The sequence below is a fragment of the Acinetobacter sp. 10FS3-1 genome (assembly GCF_013343215.1).
Lineage (GTDB): Bacteria > Pseudomonadota > Gammaproteobacteria > Pseudomonadales > Moraxellaceae > Acinetobacter > Acinetobacter lwoffii_C.
This window is the reverse complement of sequence record NZ_CP039143.1, coordinates 2,797,101-2,818,867: the sequence shown is the minus strand read 5'-3', so window position 1 is coordinate 2,818,867 and position 21,767 is coordinate 2,797,101. Positions and strand designations below refer to the sequence as shown.

Sequence of the window (21,767 nt, the reverse complement as noted above, 5' to 3'; positions counted from 1 at the left end):
TAACGATGGCTGAATTAAATTCTCCGGTAACGCTGGGTGCGTTAAAACTTAAGAACCGTGTCATTATGGCGCCCCTGACCCGGAGCCGTGCAAGTGATGATCGTGTTCCAACGCCCATGATGGCAGAGTACTATGCACAGCGCGCCAGCGCAGGTCTGATCATTTCTGAAGCCACGGTGATTTCCGAAGAAGCCAATGGCTATTTAAATACACCCGGACTCTTTAATGATGCTCAGGTGGAAGGCTGGAAACGGATTACTCAGGCAGTTCATGACAAAGGCGGTCTAATCGTTGCCCAGCTTTGGCATGTCGGGCGTGTGTCACATCCGGACTTATTAAATGGGGCAACACCAGTCTCTGCCAGTGCTATCCAGCAGACAGGTCATGTCAGTTTGCTGCGCCCAAAACGTCCTTATGTACTGCCGCGTCCACTGGAAATTTCAGAAATTCATGCAATTACTGAACAATATCGGCAGGCAGCGATTCGTGCCAAAGCAGCCGGTTTTGATGGGGTAGAATTACATGCCGCGAATGGTTATTTGATTGACCAGTTTCTGCAAAGCAAGACCAACCAGCGTGAAGATGAATACGGCGGCTCAGTTGAAAACCGGGCACGCTTCCTGCTGGAAGTGATGGATGCGCTGATTGAAGTGTGGGGCGCAGATCGGGTAGGGGTACATCTGGCACCACGCGGTGATGAACATGATATGGGTGACGATGATCCACGTGAAACATTTGGCTATGTCATGGAGCAGCTGGGCCAGCGTCAGATTGCTTTCTTCTTTACCCGTGAATATCTGGCTGAAGACAGTATTTCGCAGGAGATGAAACAGCGCTCCAATGGGGTACCTTATATTGCCAATATGCGCCTAAACCGGGAAGATGCGGTGGAGCTGCTGGCTTCAGGCAAGGCAGATGCGGTTTCTTTTGGGAAAGCTTATATTGCCAATCCTGATCTATATGAGCGTCTGGTTCAGAATGCACCACTCAATGAGCTGAACTTTGAAAATATGATCGGTAGCCAGAGCGCTGAAGGTTATATTGACTATCCTGCTTTGACAGAAACAGCAATATTCAGCACCACGGCATAATCTGGAAAATGAGTCACACTGATTAACATGTCGATGTGGCTCTGTTATATTTTGCCGATTAAATCTCTATTGGGAGGCAGTGTGGCTACTCCTTTTTGGTATAACGCAGCCTTATCTCTGGTTAAACCGCTTTATCGATCCCGTATTCGTAAACGTGCGACCAGTCCTGAGCAATTACAACAAGAACTGCTGGAACGTTTCGGTCCTTTTCAACCACCGAAAAATTTACAGACGATCTGGTTTCATGTGGTCTCGGTAGGGGAAACCAATGCAGCCCAGCCCCTAATCGAGCATTATTTGAAGCTTGGCCACCCGGTTCTGGTTACCAATACCACCAAGACCGGACAGGCGCGAGCCAAATCCTTATTTTTAAAAGTACCTTATCTGGAATTATTCCAGGCGGTGTATTTACCGGCCGACCAGAAACGCCTGATTCGCGAGTTTTATCAGCTCTATCAGCCTAAACTGCTGTTATTGATGGAAACGGAACTCTGGCCCAATTTGCTTGATCAGGCACCGAACTTTAAAGTGCCCTGTTTATTGCTGAATGCCCGATTATCTGAAAAGTCGGCTCAAGGCTATGCCAAAGTCCGGGGATTGACCCGGGGGATGTTAAGGCAGTTGAGCGGTCTGTTGGCTCAGGACATCGCCACCCAGCAGCGTTATATCGGCTTGGGTATGGCTGCCGAAAAAACCCGGGTTTTGGGGAATATCAAATTTGATATTTCTGCACCCGCCGTCTTTTTTGATCAGGCGCAGCAGATGAATCGGGATTGGACTTTGCAAGGGCGGAAGATCATGACACTGGCCAGCACCCATGCTCCGGAAGAGCAGCAGCTGCTGGCAGCCCTAAAGCCTGCCTTGGAGGCCAATCCTCAACTGTTATGTATTGTGGTCCCACGGCATCCGGAACGTTTTGATGAAGTATTTGAGGCGGCGCAATCGCTGGGTTTAACCACTCAGCGCCGTAGCCTGGGGCAACAGGTCGAGTTCGATACGCAGGTCTATCTGGCGGATTCGATGGGCGAAATGTGGCTCTGGTATGCCTTGAGTCAGGCCTGTTATGTGGGAGGTTCTCTGAATGAGCCCGGCGGTGGGCATAATATTCTGGAACCGGTTGCACTGAATGTCGCCACTATTTTAGGTCGGAATTATTTTAATTTTCAGACAATTGTGGATGAGTTTATACAGGCGGATGCAGTAAAAGTGGTGCAGGATGCCGAGCAGGCAGCTCATGTGTTGATTGAATTGCTTGAAGATTCGAAAAAAGCTAAGGCTTTGAATATCCAGGCACAGAAAATACTGCAGCAGAATCAGGGTTCGCTTGAAAGACATATTCAGGTGATTGATCAGTATCTTTAATTTAGCTTAATAAATAACAGATACTGGATTTAGCAAGATGGCAGGGATACAGTGAAGTATCATCAGCCTAATAAAAGTGTTTTGCCTACTTTTGCTGTCCAACCTATGGGAAAAGCCTACACGCCAATAAGTCGCTATAGCGCTTTATTTCAGGCAGTCCTAGAATAAGCCAGATTCGATTTGGCTGGATATTTACTTTTTAAAGTGACTATCTTACTTACTTTGTTCGGGCTAAAAGTAACAAAAATCCTTTATTGTATTGATGTTGCCTCCCTGCAGTACCGTGAAACAGGCGACCCCTGTCACCTACTTGTGATATCTAATACTGATTTGCAGGATTTTTATCCCTTCCTTGATTTTACTTTTTAAAGCTCAGCTTTTATTTTGAATTAGATTTTTTATGAATATCGTCCTGCTTGATCCGCGTCAAACCGAAACTGAACTATGGTCAATTCGCTCAAAACGGCAGTTGGAGCATTTATGGCAACATCTTGATGTGCAGAGAGGCGATACGCTCAAAGTCGGAATCCGGGAAGGGAAACGCTATTTAACAGAAATTGTCGAAATTTCTGAAACAGTGGTCCTGTTGAAGCCACTTCAGGAAGAGGCGATTCCTGCAAAATTGCCAGTGACACTGATTGTGGCCTTGCCACGCCCCAAGGTTTTGCGCCGTCTGGTGATGGATGCTGTGACGATGGGGGTGGAAAAAATTATTTTATTACACAGTTACCGCGTTGATAAAAGCTATTGGCAAAGCCCTTTTTTACAGCAGCTGGATCATTATATTGAACTCGGGCTGGAGCAGGCCGGCGATACGGTTGCCCCGCAAATTGAGCTATATAAGCGCTTTAAGCCTTTTGTGGAAGATGTCTTGCCGGGCTTGATTGATACGGAGCGCCCAGCTTTGGTGGCGCATCCTTATGCAGATCAGCCGATGCCATTTGCCATTCAGCATCCCTGCACGGTTATCATTGGGCCGGAAGGGGGGTTTATCCCGTATGAGGTGGATTTGCTGATTAAAAATGGCTGCCAGGCGGTGAGCCTGGGCAACCGGATTCTGCGTACTGAAACGGCTATTCCCTATGTCTTAGGTCGGCTGTTTGGCACGAGCTGAGGCGTCGTCATTGCCTTCACCGCGATAGATTTTGACTTCCTGTACCGGATAAGGAATTGAAATATCCTGCTCGGCAAAGGCCTGAATGACCCGTTCCTGTACGGTACTGATTGAAGTTCCGGTTCCAGTTTCGGTCGTATCGACCCACCAGAGCGCTTTCAGGGTGATCGAGAAATCGGCCAGAGCAATGACATTGACGCTAAATCGAGGCTGGCTCAGGATGGTCGGATCTTTATCCAGAATCGCGTTAATAATATCTTTGGCCTTTTGAACATCATCTTCATAACCAATTCCGACCGAAAATTCACAGCGGCGCCGGGTATAGGCGGTATTGACGGTCACAGCACTGGTATACACCGTTGCATTGGGAATCACGATACGGCGGCCATCGGGCGAACGTAAAAAGGTCGCGCGAATCTGAATATCTTCTACCGTCCCTTCCATCCCATTGACGATAATATCATCGCCAATCTTGAATGGCTCACCAAGTAGAATCAGTACACCCGAGAGCAGGTTCTGGAAAATATCCTTGAAGGCAAAACCGATGGCGACCGAGCCGACGCCGAGTGCACTCAGCAGCTGCCCGGGGGTAAAGCCGGGAACCGCAATTACCAGCCCGATCAGTATCCCAAAGAAAATAATAAAGGTACTGCCGACCCGGTTCAGGACCAGAACCAGATTTTGTCGGGTATAAGAGCGGTTTTCCAAGGTTTTGCGGACGAAAAATTTGAAAACTTTCGACAACAGCCAGAAAATGACAATCACCACCAGCGCGATACAAAAATAAGGCACACGCTCCCAGAAACTCTCCATAATCTTGTCGATGGTCGCATAAGCATCATTATATTTGGCCGTATGCTCAATCACGGTCTGGGCCGTTTTTTCAGTTGCCTGATGTAACAGTTCTGTGGTGCCTTCCGTCACCTGATTTAAGGTATGTTGTTGCTCAGCCACAAAGATTCCATGTATTCATTTTGGGGTATTCTGCCTGATGTTCAGCTGAAAATTAATTATTGTCATGTTAAAAAATCAGAAATATATACAAATATCACTGAATCTGCTTTAAAAATATTCTGTGGTTTTTTGCATGACGTCTGCAGGAATCTGGCTGGCCTCTCCACTTCCGAGGTAGAAAAACAGGGCAATAACAGCAAACAGGCCAAGCAGCATAAAAATAATCATCAGCCAGGCTAAAATCTTTTCCCAGACCAGACTCAAGCGCTGCGGGCCATATTGGTTACTGCCTGTAGTGCCCGGACCCAGTAGCAGATAAAGCCCAAACAATATATTCACCCCAGGTAGCAAACATAATAAAGTCCACCAGCCACTGCCATTCAGGTCATGCAGACGGCGTATGGTGATGACCACAGCAAAATAAATATATAGCCCCAGCAACAGCAGCGCAAACAGATTGGAGAGGCGGTACAGGGAAAATGTGTTGAACGGATCTGTCGAGACAGACATAAAGTTCACAATATCCATACCTAAACCTAGCGCAAGACTGCTCAAGATAAAAATAAAATGAAGAAATGCGGACCAGGCAATAAAGCTGAGACGTCCAAATCGTCCCTGAACAGATAAGGGACGATCCGCTACGGATAAAGGAGGAGGGGAAGACGCTGACGATTTCATGGGTAAGATCCTGATCTGAATAAGATAAATCTGGAGATGAAGCGCTATTTTATTTCTTTTTTAAGCAGTAGGATGTAAATAGTGCTTTATTTTGAAGAACAGTTTCTTCACTCAGACTTGCATCACTGTAATTGGCATGATGATGATTGAATTTAAATAAGTATTCTACGACGAAAGCATGATTGTCGGATTTGAAATAAGCAGCTATTACTGACTTTATGCGCAAAAAATAATCAAGAATACAATACTATTAACCTCTCGTGATGAGATAGAGCAAAATCAAGGACGTGAATAATGAAAGAAATCTATCCAGTACCAGAAGAATTTAAAAAAACCGCGCGTACCACAGATACGCAGTATTTCGAACGTTATCAAAAATCCATTGAACATCCAGAAGAATTCTGGACCGAACAGGCAAAGCGCTTGGAGTGGATCAAACCGTTTAGCCAGGTAAAAAACACCAGTTTTGACCAAGATAATTTTAAAATTGAATGGTTTGCGGATGGCCAGCTGAATGTCAGTGCCAACTGTCTGGATCGCCATCTGAAAGAACATCCTTATAAACCGGCGATTATTTGGGAAGGCGATCATCCATCTCGCCACAAGATAATTTCCTTTGCCGAGCTGCATGATGAGACCTGCCGTTTTGCCAATGTACTGAAAAAAAATGGGATCCAAAAAGGTGACCGTGTGGTGCTATATATGCCAATGGTGTCTGAAGCCGCGATTGCCATGCTGGCCTGTGCCCGGATTGGTGCGGTGCATTGTGTAGTCTTTGGAGGCTTTTCACCGGATTCACTGGCCAGCCGGATTGAAGACTGTCAGGCCAAGATCGTGATTACTGCTGATTCGGGCATGCGGGGGGGTAAGCAAATTCTACTGAAGGCCAATGTGGATGCCGCCCTGGAAATGAGTGGCACTGAATCGGTACAGCATGTGATTGTGGTGCATCGTACAGGTAACCCGATTGAGCTGCAGCCCGGGCGTGATCTCTGGTATCACATGGAAATCATGTCGGTGAATGATATCTGTCCGCCAGAGCCGATGAATGCAGAAGATCCACTCTTTATTCTGTATACCTCCGGTTCAACCGGAAAGCCCAAAGGGGTCATGCATACCACGGGTGGCTATCTCACCTACGTGGATTGCAGCTTCCGTGAAGTGTTTGATATTAAACAGGATGATGTGTTCTGGTGTACGGCAGATGTAGGCTGGATTACCGGACATTCCTATGTGCTCTATGGCCCACTTTCCAACGGTACAACAACCGTCATGTTTGAAGGGGTGCCTCAGTATCCAAGCTGGGCGCGTACCGGACATATTGTCGACAAGCACAATGTGACCGTGCTTTATACGGCCCCGACTGCTATCCGCGCCATGATGCGTGAAGGAGATGCCTATGTGCGGGAAAGTGATCGAAGCAGTTTAAGACTTTTGGGAACGGTCGGTGAACCGATTAATCCGGAAGCCTGGAACTGGTATTATACCGTGGTGGGCGAAAGCCGCTGTCCGGTGGTTGATACCTGGTGGCAGACCGAAACAGGCGGGTTTATGATTACCCCATTGCCGGGCGCAACTGACCTGAAGCCAGGTTCAGCCACCCGTCCTTTCTTCGGGGTACAACCCGCTATTGTGGATGCTGATGGCAATGAGCTGGAAGGTGCCACAGAGGGGAATCTGGTGATTAAAGACTCCTGGCCGGGACAGATGCGGACCATCTGGGGCGACCATGAACGTTTTATTGAAACCTATTTTTCGACCTATCCCGGGACCTATTTTACTGGTGACGGTGCACGCCGTGATGAAGATGGCTATTACTGGATTACCGGCCGCGTTGATGATGTACTGAATGTCTCAGGACATCGTCTGGGAACCGCAGAAATTGAAAGTGCATTGGTCGCGCATGAAGCCGTTGCCGAAGCTGCTGTGGTCGGAATGCCGCATGAGATTAAGGGCCAGGGAATTTGTGCTTTTGTGACTTTACAGGCTGATGCTGAAACTACAGAAGAACTGCGACATGAACTGGTGGGCTGGGTACGTAAAATTCTCGGACCGGTAGCCACACCGGATGCCTTGTACTGGGCGCCTGCTTTGCCTAAAACCCGTTCAGGAAAAATCATGCGCCGTATCTTGAGAAAGATTGCCGCCAATGAGCTGGACAGTCTGGGCGATACCTCGACCCTAGCCGAACCGCAGGTGGTTGATCAGCTGATTACTGAAGTACAGCGCAATACGGTCTAAATTGAATCGTTGCAATACCGGCATCATCTGCCGGTATTTTTATTTCAAGTATGGTTTCTGTCCGCTTTGGGAGCGGGTCGAGGCATGTAATTTGCCAAGCCTAAGCCCTGCCGAATACAGATTAGTTTGAGAGGGCAGAGTAGGCCAAATGGTCTGAACTCCAGCTTTCGTTTTAGAAAATAGTGCAGACTGCCAGACATGCGCCTCATCGGCAAAGATTCGGACTGATGAATATTCATCTTGCGATACTAAGCAAGAGTCAAGTTCGGGATCACTTGATTCATCACGATAAAGTAAAAATAAAATAAATAAAAACTGCAAAGTAAGCCGATTTTGAGACATTGGTATAGAAATGAGATTGGATGAAAAGTAACGCAATAAAATATTGAAATTTCTATTTATATTGAACTCAGTCCAGTCTGAGAGAGCAAAAATAAACCGGGTATACAAAAGTGCTGAGAATGCAAGATTGAGTAAAATCCCTCAACAATGTGAGAATTTTAAAGAAAAACCACCATTATTTTAAAAATTATAGCCTCTCGCATATCCTTCTGGCGGCTTGTGTGGTTAGAATAGGAACTACCGTGTACAAGATCTTTCTCACGTCCTATGAATATTTTAATCGTTGATGATCATCCACTGTTTCGTCATGCTTTAATTCAAGCGGTTCGTTATAGTCTGCCACAGGCGCAGATTCATGAAACTGCGGCAGTCAATGAGTTTTATGAACGTCTGGAAAACGGTCCTGAACCTGATCTTGTCCTACTAGATTTAAACTTGCCAGGAGCATCGGGTTTCTCAGCCCTGGTTCATGTACGCGCCCAATATCCATCCTTGCCGATTATTGTGGTGTCTGCACATGAAGAAGTCAGTATTATCCAGCGGGCTATTGCACATGGTGCCATGGGATATATTCCGAAGTCTGCACACCCAAGCCATATTGGTGAAGCCATCCGTGAAGTGCTGGAAGGGGAAATCTGGTTGCCGCCAAATCTGCCCGCCAATGTCAATTTTGATCCGCGTGCTGCGGATGAAACTGCACTGGCAGAACGTATTCAGTCGCTGACACCTCAGCAGTTCCGTGTTCTGATGATGGTAGCGGAAGGCTTGTTGAACAAGCAGATTGCCTATGAACTGGATGTTTCTGAAGCGACCATTAAAGCGCATGTAACCGCAATTTTCCGCAAACTGGGGGTACAAAACCGGACCCAGGCCGTATTGGCGATCAATGCCCTCAATATTGACGAAAAGAAAATGTAAATCTGCCTGACTGGGTGTTTAAGCGCAGGAAAGACCACCTGTATCCAATTAAGGAGTTTAGTCAATAAACTCCTTAATTTTTTAAAGCTCGATCAGTTTATTGCATGAAGTTTTAGTTAAAAAAACTAAGCAATATAGTCCTGTTTTTGCGTCAGGTCAGTACAGAACATCGGGTTCAGGGCGCACTGTAATTCATCAATCTGATCTTGGGTCACATAGCCTTTAGACTTCAGGTATTCTGCAATCCGGTCATCACGCAGGCTCAGGAAGGTCGCATCATAGACGCCCAGATCTACAAAGAGTGCGGCGGTCTCCAGACTGTTAAAACGGTCCAGATACACTTCATTGTCATACATCAAGAAGATATGATCCTCCTGTGCATTCGGATTGACCTGTAAATGTTCAGCAAGTTCATGCGGACAGGTTTTGATAAATAACAAATCAGAGAGTTCATCAAACTGCTGGGTGTCCAGACAGTCGCTATCATTTTTGACTTTACCCAGCCAGGCTTTAAACACCAAAACTGCTCCGCCACGCAGCAACATGCTCCAGATCTGGTGCCGTGTTTTTGCAGGTAAATCTTGTACTTCGGTTTCAAGTGACTGAATCAGCTTGTTTTCCTGTTCGGCAAGCCGTTCAAACAAACCCAGACCTTGGGGTTTATAGGCATAGGGTTCAAATACATCAAAATGTAGCTCATCAAAGACCTGTAATGCCAATGGAACAGCACTTTGATAGAGAGTTTCCAGAGCCTGATATGGATTGTCATCTAATTTGCTGTCTTTAAACACTTGTGACCAGTTAATCGGAGGCAATAAAGCATTGACTCCATAACGCAGGTGAAATTGCTGGGTTTGATTCAGGTCATGAGCAACATGTTCATCTACCAGTTTCATTGTAAGAGCTCCTATGCAGTGCAAGTGGATCAGCTGCCAAAGAAGGGGGAAAAGGATGGACTGGATGGAAACTGATCGTTTCTCAATTCTCTATTTTTAGGCCCAAGCTGGCTAGGTGAAAAATAAGACCAAAGTTTTATTCAATGGTTTTTTCTAAAAAAGTTTATAAAAAGCAGTCGCTTATATTTTTGTAACCAAGTGTGCGACTATGAATCAAGGGGTTCGGTAACTTTTGCCATAGTGAAAATTAAAATGAACTTTTTGATCAATAGATCGGGTCAAATTTTCGCAATTTTGGTGCTTTTGGCACATCTGCCTGTTTTTTCTGCATATTGAGTAAAGTTATGTGCAAGGTGTGTATGAAAAATGCCCATCTTCCAGATTGGAAGACGGGCATCCTGCGAAATGGCTGGGAAGGAAAACTTAGCCAGCGAGTGAGTTAATGATCCGAAATCTTCAGGCCGGATAACCACGAGCGTAAGGAGGCTGGTTTTAACGGTTTTTTCAGCAGTACGATATTTAACTCTTTCAGACGCTGTGGCAATTCCGGATCTGAATCTGCGGTGATCAGTGCCACCGGAACCTGAGGCTGACGATGTTCCAGAATAAAGTCCAGACCGATCTTGCCCTGGTTCAAGTGCTGATCTACCAGCCACACCTGAATATTTTCCTGATGGATCAGTTCGATGGCCTGTTCCGGTTCGGTGGCCTTAAAGACCTGATAGCCCCATTTGGTGAGCAGGGTCGACATACCTTCCAGAATAGCTTCATCATTATCCAGACACAGGACTTTAAAGGCCTTGGACTTTAATGGTATTGCCTGTACGGGGGTGGCCACCACTTGAGGTGCAGCCACTACCGGGACTTCAATCATGAAACAGGAGCCTTTGCCATATGTGGAATAGACATGCACCGGATAGCCCAGCATACTGGTCATGCGCTGTACAATCGCCAGCCCCAGTCCCAGCCCTTGTTCGCCCCATGGAGAAGCGTGTCCACAGCGCTCGAATTCCTGAAACAGCTTGATACGCTGTTCTTCGGCAATCCCCGGGCCGCTATCCCATACCCCGATACGGATATGATTGGGTTTTTCACTGGCACGCAGCACACCGACCACCACCTTACCTTTGGCAGTATAGCGTAGCGCATTGCTGACGAAGTTCTGGATAATCCGACGAATCCACTGCGGATCGGTATCAATCCAGAACTGGGCATCATGCACACTGAGCTTGATCCCGCGCTGTGCTGCAATTGACTTGAACTGGAGTTCCAGATCACTCAGCAGATCATGCAATGGATAGGCCTGACGTTTAGGCTGAATCGTACCGCCTTCCAGCCGGGCAATATCCAGCAGGGCAGAGAGCATACTTTCCGCCCCATGCAGCGCACGATCCAATTGCTGTAAGGTTTTACGGTCTTCATCATTCTGGATGCTCTGTTCCAGCGCCGTACTAAACAGGCGTGCGGCATGCATGGGCTGTAGCAGATCATGACTGGCAGCTGCAATAAAGCGGCTCTTGGACATATTGGCCTTGTCTGCCTGCTCACGCGCTAATTGCTGTTCAGACAGGGCATCGGCGAGCTGCTGGGTGCGATCGCGGACCCGGGCTTCCAGAACAGCTTCATTTTCACGGAAAGCGGTAATATCGGCAAAGGTTGTTACGAAACCACCGCCTTCAATCGGATTACCACGCATCTGAATCACGCGGCCATCTTTACGGATCCGTTCAAATTCATGTGCACTGCCGACGCGCATCCAGTGAATCCGTTTACGCACATGCTCTTCCACCGAACCTGGACCACATTCGCCGCGTTCTGCGTTATAGCGGATCAGGTCAGCAATCGGACAGCCGACATAGACAATATCTTTTGGATAATCGAACAGTTTCAGATACTGGTTATTCCAGGCCACCAGACACATGTTTTCGTCGACCACACTCACCCCTTGGGTCATATGGTCAATCATGGTCATAATCAGGTTCTGGTTAAAACGCTGCCATTGGGAGGCCTGATCCAGAATATTTGCGACCTGGCCGAGCGCCAGGCCATTATTGACCATAGCGGTGGTCAATAAGGTCCGTGCTGATGCGGCGCCAATCGTGCCGGCCAGATACTGTTCGGTAAAACGCCACCACATCCCATTGGCACTGCTATTTTCATTGAGTTCGACATTATTTTGTGTACAGAACTGCTGGAATGCCTGCGCAGCCGGCACTTCACCGGTAATCCTTTTTGCCAGGGTCAGCAAATCACCCACTTTTAGGCGGGCAACATCCTGATGCGAATAGCTTACCTCAGTCATCGGACTTTGCGACGGCAAGGGCTTGGTTTCATAATAGAAAAAGCTTTCGGCCTGAATCTGTTCTGCCACACTTGGGCGGAACATGCGTGAAATCCAGATGTATAACACGGTATTCAGACCCAGTGCCCAGACCACGCCATGGGTCAGAGGATCAAAAGATTCAAATCCAATCAGGGCTTCGGGACGTAACCAGTTCCAGCCAAAAGGTCCTTGGGTCAGGAAATCTATACTAAATTGCTGATAGCGATCTGGCAGGCTGCGTAAAATCGTTGGCAGCAACAGCGTATAGGACCACAGGGCAAAACCGGTCAGCAAGCCGGCATATACGCCCTGCTTACTGCCACCACGCCAGTACAGACCACCAATCAGGGCAGGCGCGAACTGCGCAACGGCACTGAAAGCCAGCAGCCCGAAGACCGACAGTTGATCAATATCATTAAAGAAGTTGAAGAACAAAAAGCCCATCAGCATGACGGCGAGAATGCAGACCCGGCGGGTAAATTTAAGGACCAGCGGTAAGCGCTTGTCATGCCGCGACAGCAGTTTAAAACGCCACAGCGCCGGCATGATCAGGTCATTACTGAGCATGATCGATAGGGCAACGGAAGACACCAGCAGCATTCCGGTCGAGGCCGAGAAGCCGCCGAGGAAAGCCAGCAAGGTCAGCCAGTCCTGATTATAGCTGAGCGGTAAAGATAAAACGGCGACATCCGGAATGGCCAGATATTGGGGAGCGGCATGTAGTGCCCAACTGGCAATCGGGATAATCGCCACCGTGGTCAGAATTAAATAGACTGCAAACCAGCGCCGTGCCCCGCGAATATGTTTTTCATCGCGCAGTTCTACCACGGCCACATGAAACTGGCGTGGCAGGCAGATAATGGCCAATGCAGCCAGCAGGGTTTGCGTCCAGAAACTTTCCGGTACGCCGAACACCTGGACGTCATGAAAAGTGCTACTGATATCATGACTGATCTGGGTCAGGTTCTCCGGTGCTTCAAACATGAAGAAACAGGCGACCGCCAGCAAGGCAAACAGTTTGACAAACGACTCAAAAGCCACTGCCAGCATCAGGCCGCCGTGCTGTTCGGTGTTGGCAATCTGCCGGGTACCAAAAATCATGGCCAGAATGGCGAGAATACCTGTCAGGAACAGCACGCCATTGGTAGTATTACTCATACCTGAGGAAGGTTCCAGAATAACCGTCGCACTGAGTGCAATAGCACGTAGCTGCAAGGCCAGATAAGGAATAATGGCAATCACCGCCAGAATGGTGACCAGTGAGGCGAGAGGGCCGCTTTTACCATAACGGGCGGCCACAAAGTCGGCAATCGAGGAGATGGCATGGTGCTGGCGTACCCGTCCTAGGCGGCGCCAGATATCGTAGCCAATTGCGACAAACAGCAGCGGACCAAGATAGATTGGCAGGAAGATGATGCCTTCACGAACCGCCGCTCCAGTCGCACCATAAAAGGTCCAGGATGAACAGTAGACCCCTAAGGTCAAACTGAACAACAACATACGCCCACGGGTGCTGAACCGGCTGGTATGTTTTTCTCCGTAAAATGCGCAGATAAAGAGTAATGCGATATAGAGGGCGAGCACCCCTATGATGAGCCAACTGTTCATAGAGCCTGATGTGTACTGAAGCTGGCCCTATAATAGCGCATCGTGAACGCTACAGTTGAAATTGATTATTTTTTAACGACCAAAGTCTTAATTACAAGACGCCACAATTCTTGTTAATTTGCAACAGTAATAATTCGAATTAAAAATAATCAGCCCACGGTTGGGCTACAGGAGTGCAACGATGGATGAGGTACAGGTAGATCGAATTCTACAGAATCCAAAATTCAAAGAAATGGTTAGCAAGAAGAGCACACTCAGCTGGACTTTAACGGGCATTATGCTGTTTGTCTATGTGGGCTTCATGTTGCTGGTTGGCTATAACAAAGAGTTTCTTTTGTCTTCTATTTCAGGTGGAGTGACGACTTGGGGGATTCCACTGGGTCTGGGCATCATTGTGCTGTCATTTATCTTATGTGGCGTCTATTCCTATATCGCGAATAACCGTCTCGATCAATTGACTGAAGAAGCAATACGTGAAGTAGAAGCAATTGCTCATGAAAAAGGACCTCATTAAGATGAAATGGAATTCTTTAATTGCCCTGGCTGCAACTGCAGTCGGCTCAGGGATGGCAATGGCTGGTCCGGATTTAGGCGCAGCAGAACAGCAGGCAACCAACTGGCACGCGATTATCATGTTTGTGATTTTCGTGGGGGCTACCCTGTTCATTACTAAATGGGCAGCAAAACAAACCACAAATACCAAGGACTTCTATACTGCCGGTGGTGGGATTAGCGGCTTCCAGAACGGTCTGGCGATAGCCGGTGACTATATGTCAGCAGCCTCCTTCCTGGGGATTTCTGCGATGGTATTCCTGTCAGGTTTTGATGGCTTGTTATATTCACTTGGTTTTATGGTGGGCTGGCCAATCGTATTATTCCTGGTGGCAGAGCGTCTGCGTAACTTGGGTAAATATAACCTGTCTGACGTAGTGTCTTTCCGTTTACAGGAAAAACCGGTGCGTACTTTAGCCGCCATGAGTTCATTGGTAGTGGTAGCCTTCTACCTGATCGCCCAGATGGTGGGTGCAGGTCAGCTGATCAAGCTGCTGTTCGGTTTGAACTATAACCTTGCTGTGGTGATTGTCGGCTTGCTGATGATGGCCTATGTAATGTTCGGTGGCATGCTGGCAACGACCTGGGTACAGATCATTAAAGCGGTCATGCTGCTGTCTGGTGCTACTTTCATGGCGTTCATGGTCATGAAAGGCGTAGGCTTCAGCTTTACCAACATGTTTGAACAGGCGATTGGCGTGTATTCAAAAGTACATGACCTGAGCCTGGCAGATGCAACCAAAATCATGGGTCCAGGAAGCCTGGCATCTAACCCGATTGATGCGATTTCTTTAGGTCTGGCGCTGATGTTCGGTACTGCTGGTCTTCCACATATCCTGATGCGTTTCTTCACGGTAAAAGATGCCAAAGAAGCACGTAAATCAGTGGTTGTGGCAACAGGTTTTATCGGTTACTTCTACCTGCTGACCTTTATTATCGGTTTCGGTGCGATCCTGTATGTATCGAATAACCCGCAATTCCTGGATGTTGCGAAAATGGCGATCACTGGCAAGTTAGAGCTTGTAGGTGGTAATAACATGGCGGCGGTTCATCTGTCTGATGCAGTGGGTGGCGACCTGTTCATGGGCTTCATTTCTGCAGTAGCATTTGCGACCATTCTTGCGGTTGTTGCGGGCCTGACCCTGTCTGGTGCTTCAGCAATTTCGCATGACCTGTATGCCAACGTGTTGAAGAAAGGCCAAACTACGCCTGAGTCTGAACTACGTATGTCTAAGCTTGCAACTTTAGGTCTGGCGATCTTCGCGATGATTCTCGGGATTCTGTTCGAGAAACAAAACGTCGCCTTCATGGTCGGTCTGGCATTCTCGGTGGCGGCATGTGCCAACTTCCCGGTACTGGTATTGTCCATGTTCTGGAAAGGCTTGACGACACGTGGTGCGGTGATTGGTGGTGTTGCAGGTCTGGTAACCGCAGTAACCTTGATTGTGCTGTCTAAAGCAGTATGGGTAGATACTTTAGGCATCTCGGATACTCCAGTGGTTCCATTTAACGGTCCTGCATTATTTGCAATGCCATTGTCTTTCTTGTGCTGCTGGTTGTTCTCAGTCACAGATAACTCAGCTCAGGCACAAGCAGAGCGCAAAGCTTTCGATGCCCAGTTTGTACGTTCACAAACCGGTATCGGTATCTCGGGTGCTTCTGATCACTAAGATCGGTTCATCCTAAAAAAGCCCCATCCGGGGCTTTTTTTATGGCCTGCAATACAGTCAGTTTTTTTCGCAACGACTTTATAGGCAAAAAAATAAAAGCATGGCGTAGAGCGGTTTTCAGTAATTTTCATACAAATTGTTAAACACTCATAAACCTGCTGCATGCTATGTTGAGGCTGATAATAATTAAATTGCGAATATGAATTCCAAGAAGAAGGGCAGTATGAAGCAGGCATTAAGACGATTCTGGGCAACATTTGAGCACTTGCCATCTGCATGGCTGCTCTGTTTGCAATTGCTGATTTTGATCCTATCGGTGCTGGCCTATGAAAGTGTATCCTATCGTGCTGTTACCTGGGTGCTTGGAGTTCTGGTGCTGCTGGTCATTGCCAAAGTCATTCGACAGACCCCGATGTTTACGATTTTAGGGCTGACCTTTGTCGCAGGTGCGATTTTCTTTTCTTCCTTAATTGCTTTGGGGATCCAGGATAACTGGATTCATATCACGGCCAACCTGTTTGAAGCCAGTGCTTATTTTAGTGCAGCTTATGGCCTGTTGAGCTATATGTTTCATGATCGTTATCTGACCAAAGATGAGCTGTTTGCCGCAGGGGCAGTCTTTACCTTGCTGGCTTGGGGCTTTGCCTTTTTATATAGCATTTGCCAGTTGCTGGTGCCCTACAGTTTTGCACATCCCGATTTACATGCCTATCAACCCTGGCTGGATTTACTGTTCCTGAGTTTTAGTGTCCAGTCCGCCACCGGTTTATCTGACCTGATGCCGGTTAGCCCGATTGCCCGTATGCTGGCAATTATCCAGATGTTTTTTGGGGTGATGTATCTGGCGCTGATCGTTTCACGATTGATTGCCTTACAATATATTGCCTATATCCCCCCCAAGAAAAAATAGCAAAAACAGGATAAAAACACCGCTCTGTAAAGCCTGACAGGTTTGATTTTCTTGTTACATTAAGCTGACGGCTTTATTTTTCACCCTATTTTAAAATAAGGCCGGATTCAAATTGATTTTATTTATCTGCCTTTATATTAGGGTCTATTGATATTTCATAAATGCTTGGCGCGAAAAGCAGAAAGAATATGCGTTGTTGCCGAGCTACAGGAATTATCAATACACTCTATTTATTTCTCTCATAGTTTTTACTTGCAAATAATTATTTGAGTCTCTCGCTCTTTCCATAGATTGAAAAAAAGAGGGATATATGTCTTCCAAACCATCTTCCTGGCTGGCTAATGTCAACCCGAATGTCTTTGTCAGTACCGTGGTCATTATTGCCATTTTTCTGGGACTGGTACTCTTTGCGCCGGATACTTTTCAAGGACTCACGCAACAGTTAAATCAGTGGATTACCTCTTCATTTAGCTGGTTTTATGTGTTATCCGTGGCTATTTTCCTGATTGTGTTGATTTATATTGCGCTGTCCGATATGGGGAAAATCAAGCTTGGACCTGATCATAGCCAGCCCGCCTATCATAGTGGTTCCTGGTTCGCGATGCTGTTTACCGCCGGCATGGGTATCGGACTCATGTTCTTTGGCGTTGCAGAACCGGTCATGCATTATGTCACGCCACCGATTGGTGAGCCTCAAACACTGGCGGCTGCCCAGCAATCGATGCGAATTACTTTCTTCCATTGGGGGCTGCATGCCTGGGCCGTCTATACCCTGGTCGGTCTGGCACTGGCCTATTTTGCTTACCGGCATAATTTGCCCTTAAAAATCCGTTCCGCTTTATATCCACTGATTGGCAACAGAATTTATGGACCAATTGGAGATGGAGTCGATACTTTTGCCACCATCGGCACAATTTTTGGTGTCGCCACCACCTTGGGATTCGGGGTAACCCAGATCAACTCGGGCCTGAATTATCTGTTTGGTATTGAGCAGCAGCCGAGTACCCAGATTGTCCTGATTATTGTGGTCAGTAGCATGGCCGCCTTGTCAGTGTTTTTTGGTCTGGATAAAGGTGTGAAGCGTCTGGCCGAGCTGAATTTGTTGCTTGCCCTGCTGTTGCTGATTTTTGTATTTTTGGCTGGTCCAAGTATTTATCTTTTACAGACCACAATTCAGGCTACAGGCCAATACGTCTCCAATCTGTTCAGCATGACCTTTAACCTGTATGCCTATCAGCCTAGCGGCTGGATTGGAGGCTGGACCATCATGTATTGGGCTTGGTGGATTTCCTGGTCACCATTTGTGGGCATGTTTATTGCGCGTGTATCAGAAGGACGCACAGTCCGGGAATTTATTGTTGGGGTGCTATTGATCCCAACAGGCTTTACCCTGATCTGGATGGGCTTTATGGGCAATGCCGCCCTGCATAGTATTATTCATGAAGCCAATACCAGTCTGCTTGAAGCGGTGCAGCGTGATTCATCGGTCGCACTGTTTGAATTTCTGGGCAGTTTACCCTTTAGTTCTGTCACCAGTATTGTGGCAACCTTGCTGGTGATGCTGTTCTTTGTGACCTCAGCCGATTCTGGTTCACTAGTCACTGATTATCTGACAGCAAAAACTGAAAAATCACCGGTCTGGCAACGTCTGTTCTGGACTTTGGTGATGGCCTTGCTGGCGATTACCTTGCTGCTGGTCGGCGGTCTGGAGGCCTTACAGTCTGCCACGATCATGAGTGCCTTGCCTTTTACCCTGATTATGCTGCTCATTTGCTGGGGACTACTTAAAGCACTGAGGTTGGATGTAATTAAAATGCATGCTGTGCAGGCTGCACGCATTACGCCGCGTGCGATTCAAAATCCGCGCAGCTGGCAGCAAAGGCTGGGACTGATTATGCATTATCCGCATAGCAAGGCCGAAGTGCAGGCATTTATTGATACTACAGCAAGCAAGGCTTTTGGTAGTTTTCAGACCGAGCTGAAACGCCGTCAAATACAGGTCAAGATTCATGCGCTGGAGGAGGGAATTGAATTGCGTGTCGACCATCAGGATGAGATGAATTTTATCTATCAGGTGGTAATGACACAAATGATCAGTCCCACTTTTATGTCCGAGCTTGAGGATGACCAGTCTTATCAGGCTGAAGTCTTTTTAAAAGAAGGTGGGCAGGGTTATGATGTAATGGAGTGGACACAGGAAGATTTACTACAGGACATCATTGATCAATATGAGCGTCATCTGCATTTCCTGAGCCTGATTCGTTCACCAGAATAAATATTTCGCCCAATAAAAAAAGGACGCATCAGCGTCCTTTTTTCTATTCAACGTCTAATCAGAAATTAGAAACGGAATTTAGCATTTAAGCCTACAGTTTGTGTATCGCGCGCTTCGCTTTCAGCATTCGCATTTACATAAGATGCGCCAACTGCAACCGCTGGAGTGATGAAGTAGTTTACGTTCGCGCCCCAAGCTTTGTCTGGAGAACCAGCATAGCTAGATTCCATATAAGATGCGCCCACGCTTAAAGCAGGGTTAAGGAAAAGAGTCGTGCCTAAGTTATAAGCAGTATCTTCGCCATATACTAAACCAGTTTCAAAACCAATTGACATGTTCGTACCATCAATTGCACCTACATATTTAGTACGTGCAGTGATCGCATCCTGGTCTTCATTAATAGTTTGAGATTCTAGAGCTGCTTTCACAACGCCATTGTTGAACATGTTGAATGCGTCATAAGAAACTTGGTCAGCGACGCTAGTATAACCTACAGCAACCAAGAAGTTAGGTGCAAGTACAGCACCCAATTCTAATGCATAACGGTCGCCTTGGTCATCTTTTTGACCGCCTTTACCATCAGTGATGGTGTGGCTATAAGATGCACTTGCATAAGCAGGAACAAATTTAGTTGGAACATAAGCTTCAGCTTTAGCACCAAAAGTATGAGAAACTTGGTCTTTAAAATCAGCGTCTACATCGTATTCGCCATATGTATATGCTAAAGAAACATTTGATGCCTGGTTTAAGAAAGCTGCTTCAGCTAAAGGACCTTTAGATGCATCTACATTTTTAAAGTAGTAAGTACCTTGAACAGCACCAGTGAAATCTTTGTCATTAACAGTATTGTCGATGAACTCTGACTGACCTTGAACTTCAAATTGATATGCTTGAGCGCCGGTCATGGCTAATAATAAAGCAGTGGCTAAACCGAGTTTTTTCATGATATTTACCGTTTAGTTACAGAAGATATACAACAGGGGAGCTATTGTATTGTAACAATTTATTAAGTCAATCAGCTGCTAAGTCCTTGTTTTTTACGATTAAAAAATTGTATTAATTTTGTGTAAAAGTCTGCTTATTTAAACATGTTTCAGCTAGGTTAAAATTGCCTTTAATTACAGCAAGCTATGCTTAGGGTTCAGCTTATAAAATGATAAAAAAAGCTAAATCATGAAGATTTAATTATTCTTAAAAACGATTAAATTTTAATTTTGATTGGTATAAACAATTTTAAATTTCTGCTTTAGAGAGGATAGAGGATAAAAAGTCCAAGTATTTTAAATAGACAATTTTTCTGTTAATTATTTATTTAGATCATTGTTTTTTAATTTATTGTGATAAATGTCACTATTAATGAAGGTGGACAACCTTAAATCCGACTAAAATAATAGGCTTTACTTTGCAGGCGAAATCGCACATAATAGAGAAATCAGGTCATGGTTCATACTTATATAGGATTCTGACTGATTCTCCACAATTTTTTCGTTTTATCGGCCCAGCTTTCCCCAAGGTTGGGCTTTTTTTTATTTTAAATTTATGAATAGAAGGCAAATAAGCCTACAAAGCTTCTTTATGAAAAAATAAAAAACGCACCAAAATGATTCATTTTTACCAGATCAAAAAGCGAGATATCAATAAACAACAAAAAAAAACCTCAATCTTCAAAGAAAATTGAGGTTTTTTCGCCAAAATGTCCGGGTAAATCAAAAAATCTGCTGAGGAATAATTTAACTCGCCCTAATGCGGTGCATTATGCACTTAATTGTGGCAGGTGTAAATAGGTTAAAAACAAGTTTATTTAATTTTTTTAAATTGAATTTTGCTCAAACCTCTTGTGGTAGCTTGAGCTATTTTTTTAAGGCCCAGTAAAAAATTAAAAACTACGAAGGCCTGAAATAGAGAGATAGAGAAATTTTAATCTTCAGACCCAAGGGAATACCCAGTCATAAGGTAAACACGGATGAAATCAAAGCTATACCGATACAGCCATTCAATGCTGTTTAGTGATCAAATTGCTATTTCGATTCTCTTTGACGGTTTCGGTGGGACAGCACCAAATTATTCCACACTTCGTACAAGACAAAAATTGATATTGCGATCAGCTAGCAAAAATGTAGTGATAGACTTCATTGGCTTGTAGATTCTACTGGCCTAGAGTTTTTAGGTGAAAGTGAATGGAAACAGAAGAAACCTCAGCCTGAATATCGTTGCCTATGGCCTCAGCTTCACCTTGGTATAAATGCTAAAACGCTGCAAAGAGATGCAGTTCAACTCACCCCGAACGATATCAGCGATTCACAGGTACTCAGTGGTTGACTTGATCAAATCATCCTCTGATGAAGGCATAGATTCTATCTATCCCAATAGCGCTTATGATATAAAATACTGCCGATAGCTCATTTCAGATCATCAAGCACCTGTCATAATTCCACCAAGAAAAAATACAAACCCCTAGAAAGACAAAAATCGGAATTTTTAGATAGAAATGAATTATTAAAAATCTGCAAACACTTAGGAAAAAGGATGGGGAAAAGTAGTTGGGGTAGCATCGACATAGTTCGGTAGACACTAAAATGTATTGCATAAAATGGTAGGGAGATAAACGGAGCGCAAGACACTTCAGTAGCTCAGTCAATGAGATTCATGCACGTATAGCCACCTTAAATAAATTTATAGAATCAGGTCAACCTCACACCTAAGTTGTCACTTAAGTTTGAGTGAGCTAGGAGAACTTTATCTTTTAAAACTGTATACAACAAAGCCGCTTACAACTAAAAATGCTTGGAAAGAATTAATTCTTAATAAGATTTAAAAGATGAAAGATTTAAAA

The 21,767-nt window shown here is 45.8% G+C and carries 14 protein-coding genes and 1 pseudogene; 10 read left to right on the top strand and 5 right to left on the bottom strand.

Annotated features, from left to right (window positions below):
- The first annotated feature begins 5 nt into the window (after positions 1-5).
- The 3 genes from E5Y90_RS13330 (at position 6) to E5Y90_RS13320 (ending at position 3,567) form a co-directional block, all read left to right on the top strand.
- On the top strand, positions 6-1,091 hold the full coding sequence (locus E5Y90_RS13330; protein WP_174660442.1) for an alkene reductase: 1,086 nt from the start codon (positions 6-8) through the stop codon (positions 1,089-1,091).
- Positions 1,092-1,172: 81 nt separating this feature from the next.
- Complete coding sequence (locus E5Y90_RS13325) at positions 1,173-2,453, top strand: 3-deoxy-D-manno-octulosonic acid transferase (RefSeq protein ID WP_174660441.1); 1,281 nt, start codon at positions 1,173-1,175, stop codon at positions 2,451-2,453.
- 400 nt (positions 2,454-2,853) lie between these two features.
- Complete coding sequence (locus E5Y90_RS13320) at positions 2,854-3,567, top strand: 16S rRNA (uracil(1498)-N(3))-methyltransferase (protein ID WP_174660440.1); 714 nt, start codon at positions 2,854-2,856, stop codon at positions 3,565-3,567.
- On the opposite strand, the gene E5Y90_RS13315 is transcribed toward E5Y90_RS13320, so the two are convergent.
- Together E5Y90_RS13315 and E5Y90_RS13310 are read right to left on the bottom strand one after the other, a co-directional pair.
- The gene (locus E5Y90_RS13315) at positions 3,541-4,521 is read right to left on the bottom strand and encodes a mechanosensitive ion channel family protein (RefSeq protein ID WP_151204824.1); all 981 of its coding nucleotides are present in this window, start codon (positions 4,519-4,521) and stop codon (positions 3,541-3,543) included. The two genes, E5Y90_RS13320 and E5Y90_RS13315, sit on opposite strands and share 27 nt — an antisense overlap.
- Before the next feature lie 108 nt (positions 4,522-4,629).
- Entirely contained in the window at positions 4,630-5,199 is a 570-nt protein-coding gene (locus E5Y90_RS13310; protein ID WP_151204825.1) for a DUF805 domain-containing protein, read from the bottom strand.
- Between the two features lie 294 nt (positions 5,200-5,493).
- Between E5Y90_RS13310 and acs the strand changes: the two genes are divergently transcribed.
- Together acs and E5Y90_RS13300 are read left to right on the top strand one after the other, a co-directional pair.
- A complete protein-coding gene (gene acs / locus E5Y90_RS13305; protein WP_174660439.1) occupies positions 5,494-7,440 on the top strand; it encodes an acetate--CoA ligase in 1,947 nt (648 codons plus the stop codon).
- A gap of 609 nt (positions 7,441-8,049) precedes the next feature.
- Positions 8,050-8,700 carry a response regulator gene (locus tag E5Y90_RS13300; protein WP_151205581.1) on the top strand — a complete coding sequence of 217 codons (651 nt, stop codon included), beginning with the start codon at positions 8,050-8,052 and terminating at the stop codon, positions 8,698-8,700.
- Positions 8,701-8,825: 125 nt separating this feature from the next.
- On the opposite strand, the gene E5Y90_RS13295 is transcribed toward E5Y90_RS13300, so the two are convergent.
- Positions 8,826-9,596, bottom strand: coding sequence for a hypothetical protein (locus E5Y90_RS13295; protein WP_174660438.1), 771 nt, complete (start codon positions 9,594-9,596; stop codon positions 8,826-8,828).
- 439 nt (positions 9,597-10,035) lie between these two features.
- Positions 10,036-13,527 (bottom strand): PAS domain-containing hybrid sensor histidine kinase/response regulator, encoded by a 3,492-nt coding sequence (locus E5Y90_RS13290; protein ID WP_174660437.1) that lies wholly within the window; start codon positions 13,525-13,527, stop codon positions 10,036-10,038.
- Positions 13,528-13,708: 181 nt separating this feature from the next.
- Between E5Y90_RS13290 and E5Y90_RS13285 the strand changes: the two genes are divergently transcribed.
- From E5Y90_RS13285 to E5Y90_RS13270, 4 genes are all read left to right on the top strand, one after another.
- Positions 13,709-14,041, top strand: coding sequence for a DUF485 domain-containing protein (locus tag E5Y90_RS13285; protein ID WP_151205088.1), 333 nt, complete (start codon positions 13,709-13,711; stop codon positions 14,039-14,041).
- 1 nt (position 14,042) lies between these two features.
- Positions 14,043-15,749 carry a cation acetate symporter gene (locus E5Y90_RS13280; RefSeq protein WP_151206884.1) on the top strand — a complete coding sequence of 569 codons (1,707 nt, stop codon included), beginning with the start codon at positions 14,043-14,045 and terminating at the stop codon, positions 15,747-15,749.
- 223 nt (positions 15,750-15,972) lie between these two features.
- Positions 15,973-16,659: an ion channel gene (locus E5Y90_RS13275; RefSeq protein WP_174660436.1), complete on the top strand. Its 687-nt coding sequence runs from the start codon at positions 15,973-15,975 to the stop codon at positions 16,657-16,659.
- Between the two features lie 310 nt (positions 16,660-16,969).
- Positions 16,970-18,934, top strand: a complete 1,965-nt coding sequence (locus E5Y90_RS13270) for a BCCT family transporter (protein ID WP_174660435.1) — start codon at positions 16,970-16,972, stop codon at positions 18,932-18,934.
- 65 nt (positions 18,935-18,999) lie between these two features.
- On the opposite strand, the gene omp33-36 is transcribed toward E5Y90_RS13270, so the two are convergent.
- A complete protein-coding gene (gene omp33-36, locus E5Y90_RS13265) occupies positions 19,000-19,878 on the bottom strand; it encodes a porin Omp33-36 (RefSeq protein ID WP_174660434.1) in 879 nt (292 codons plus the stop codon).
- 1,008 nt (positions 19,879-20,886) lie between these two features.
- Here omp33-36 and E5Y90_RS17520 point away from each other — a divergent pair.
- Positions 20,887-21,636, top strand: a pseudogene (locus E5Y90_RS17520) (IS5 family transposase); the annotation flags it as partial.
- Positions 21,637-21,767: the final 131 nt, after the last annotated feature.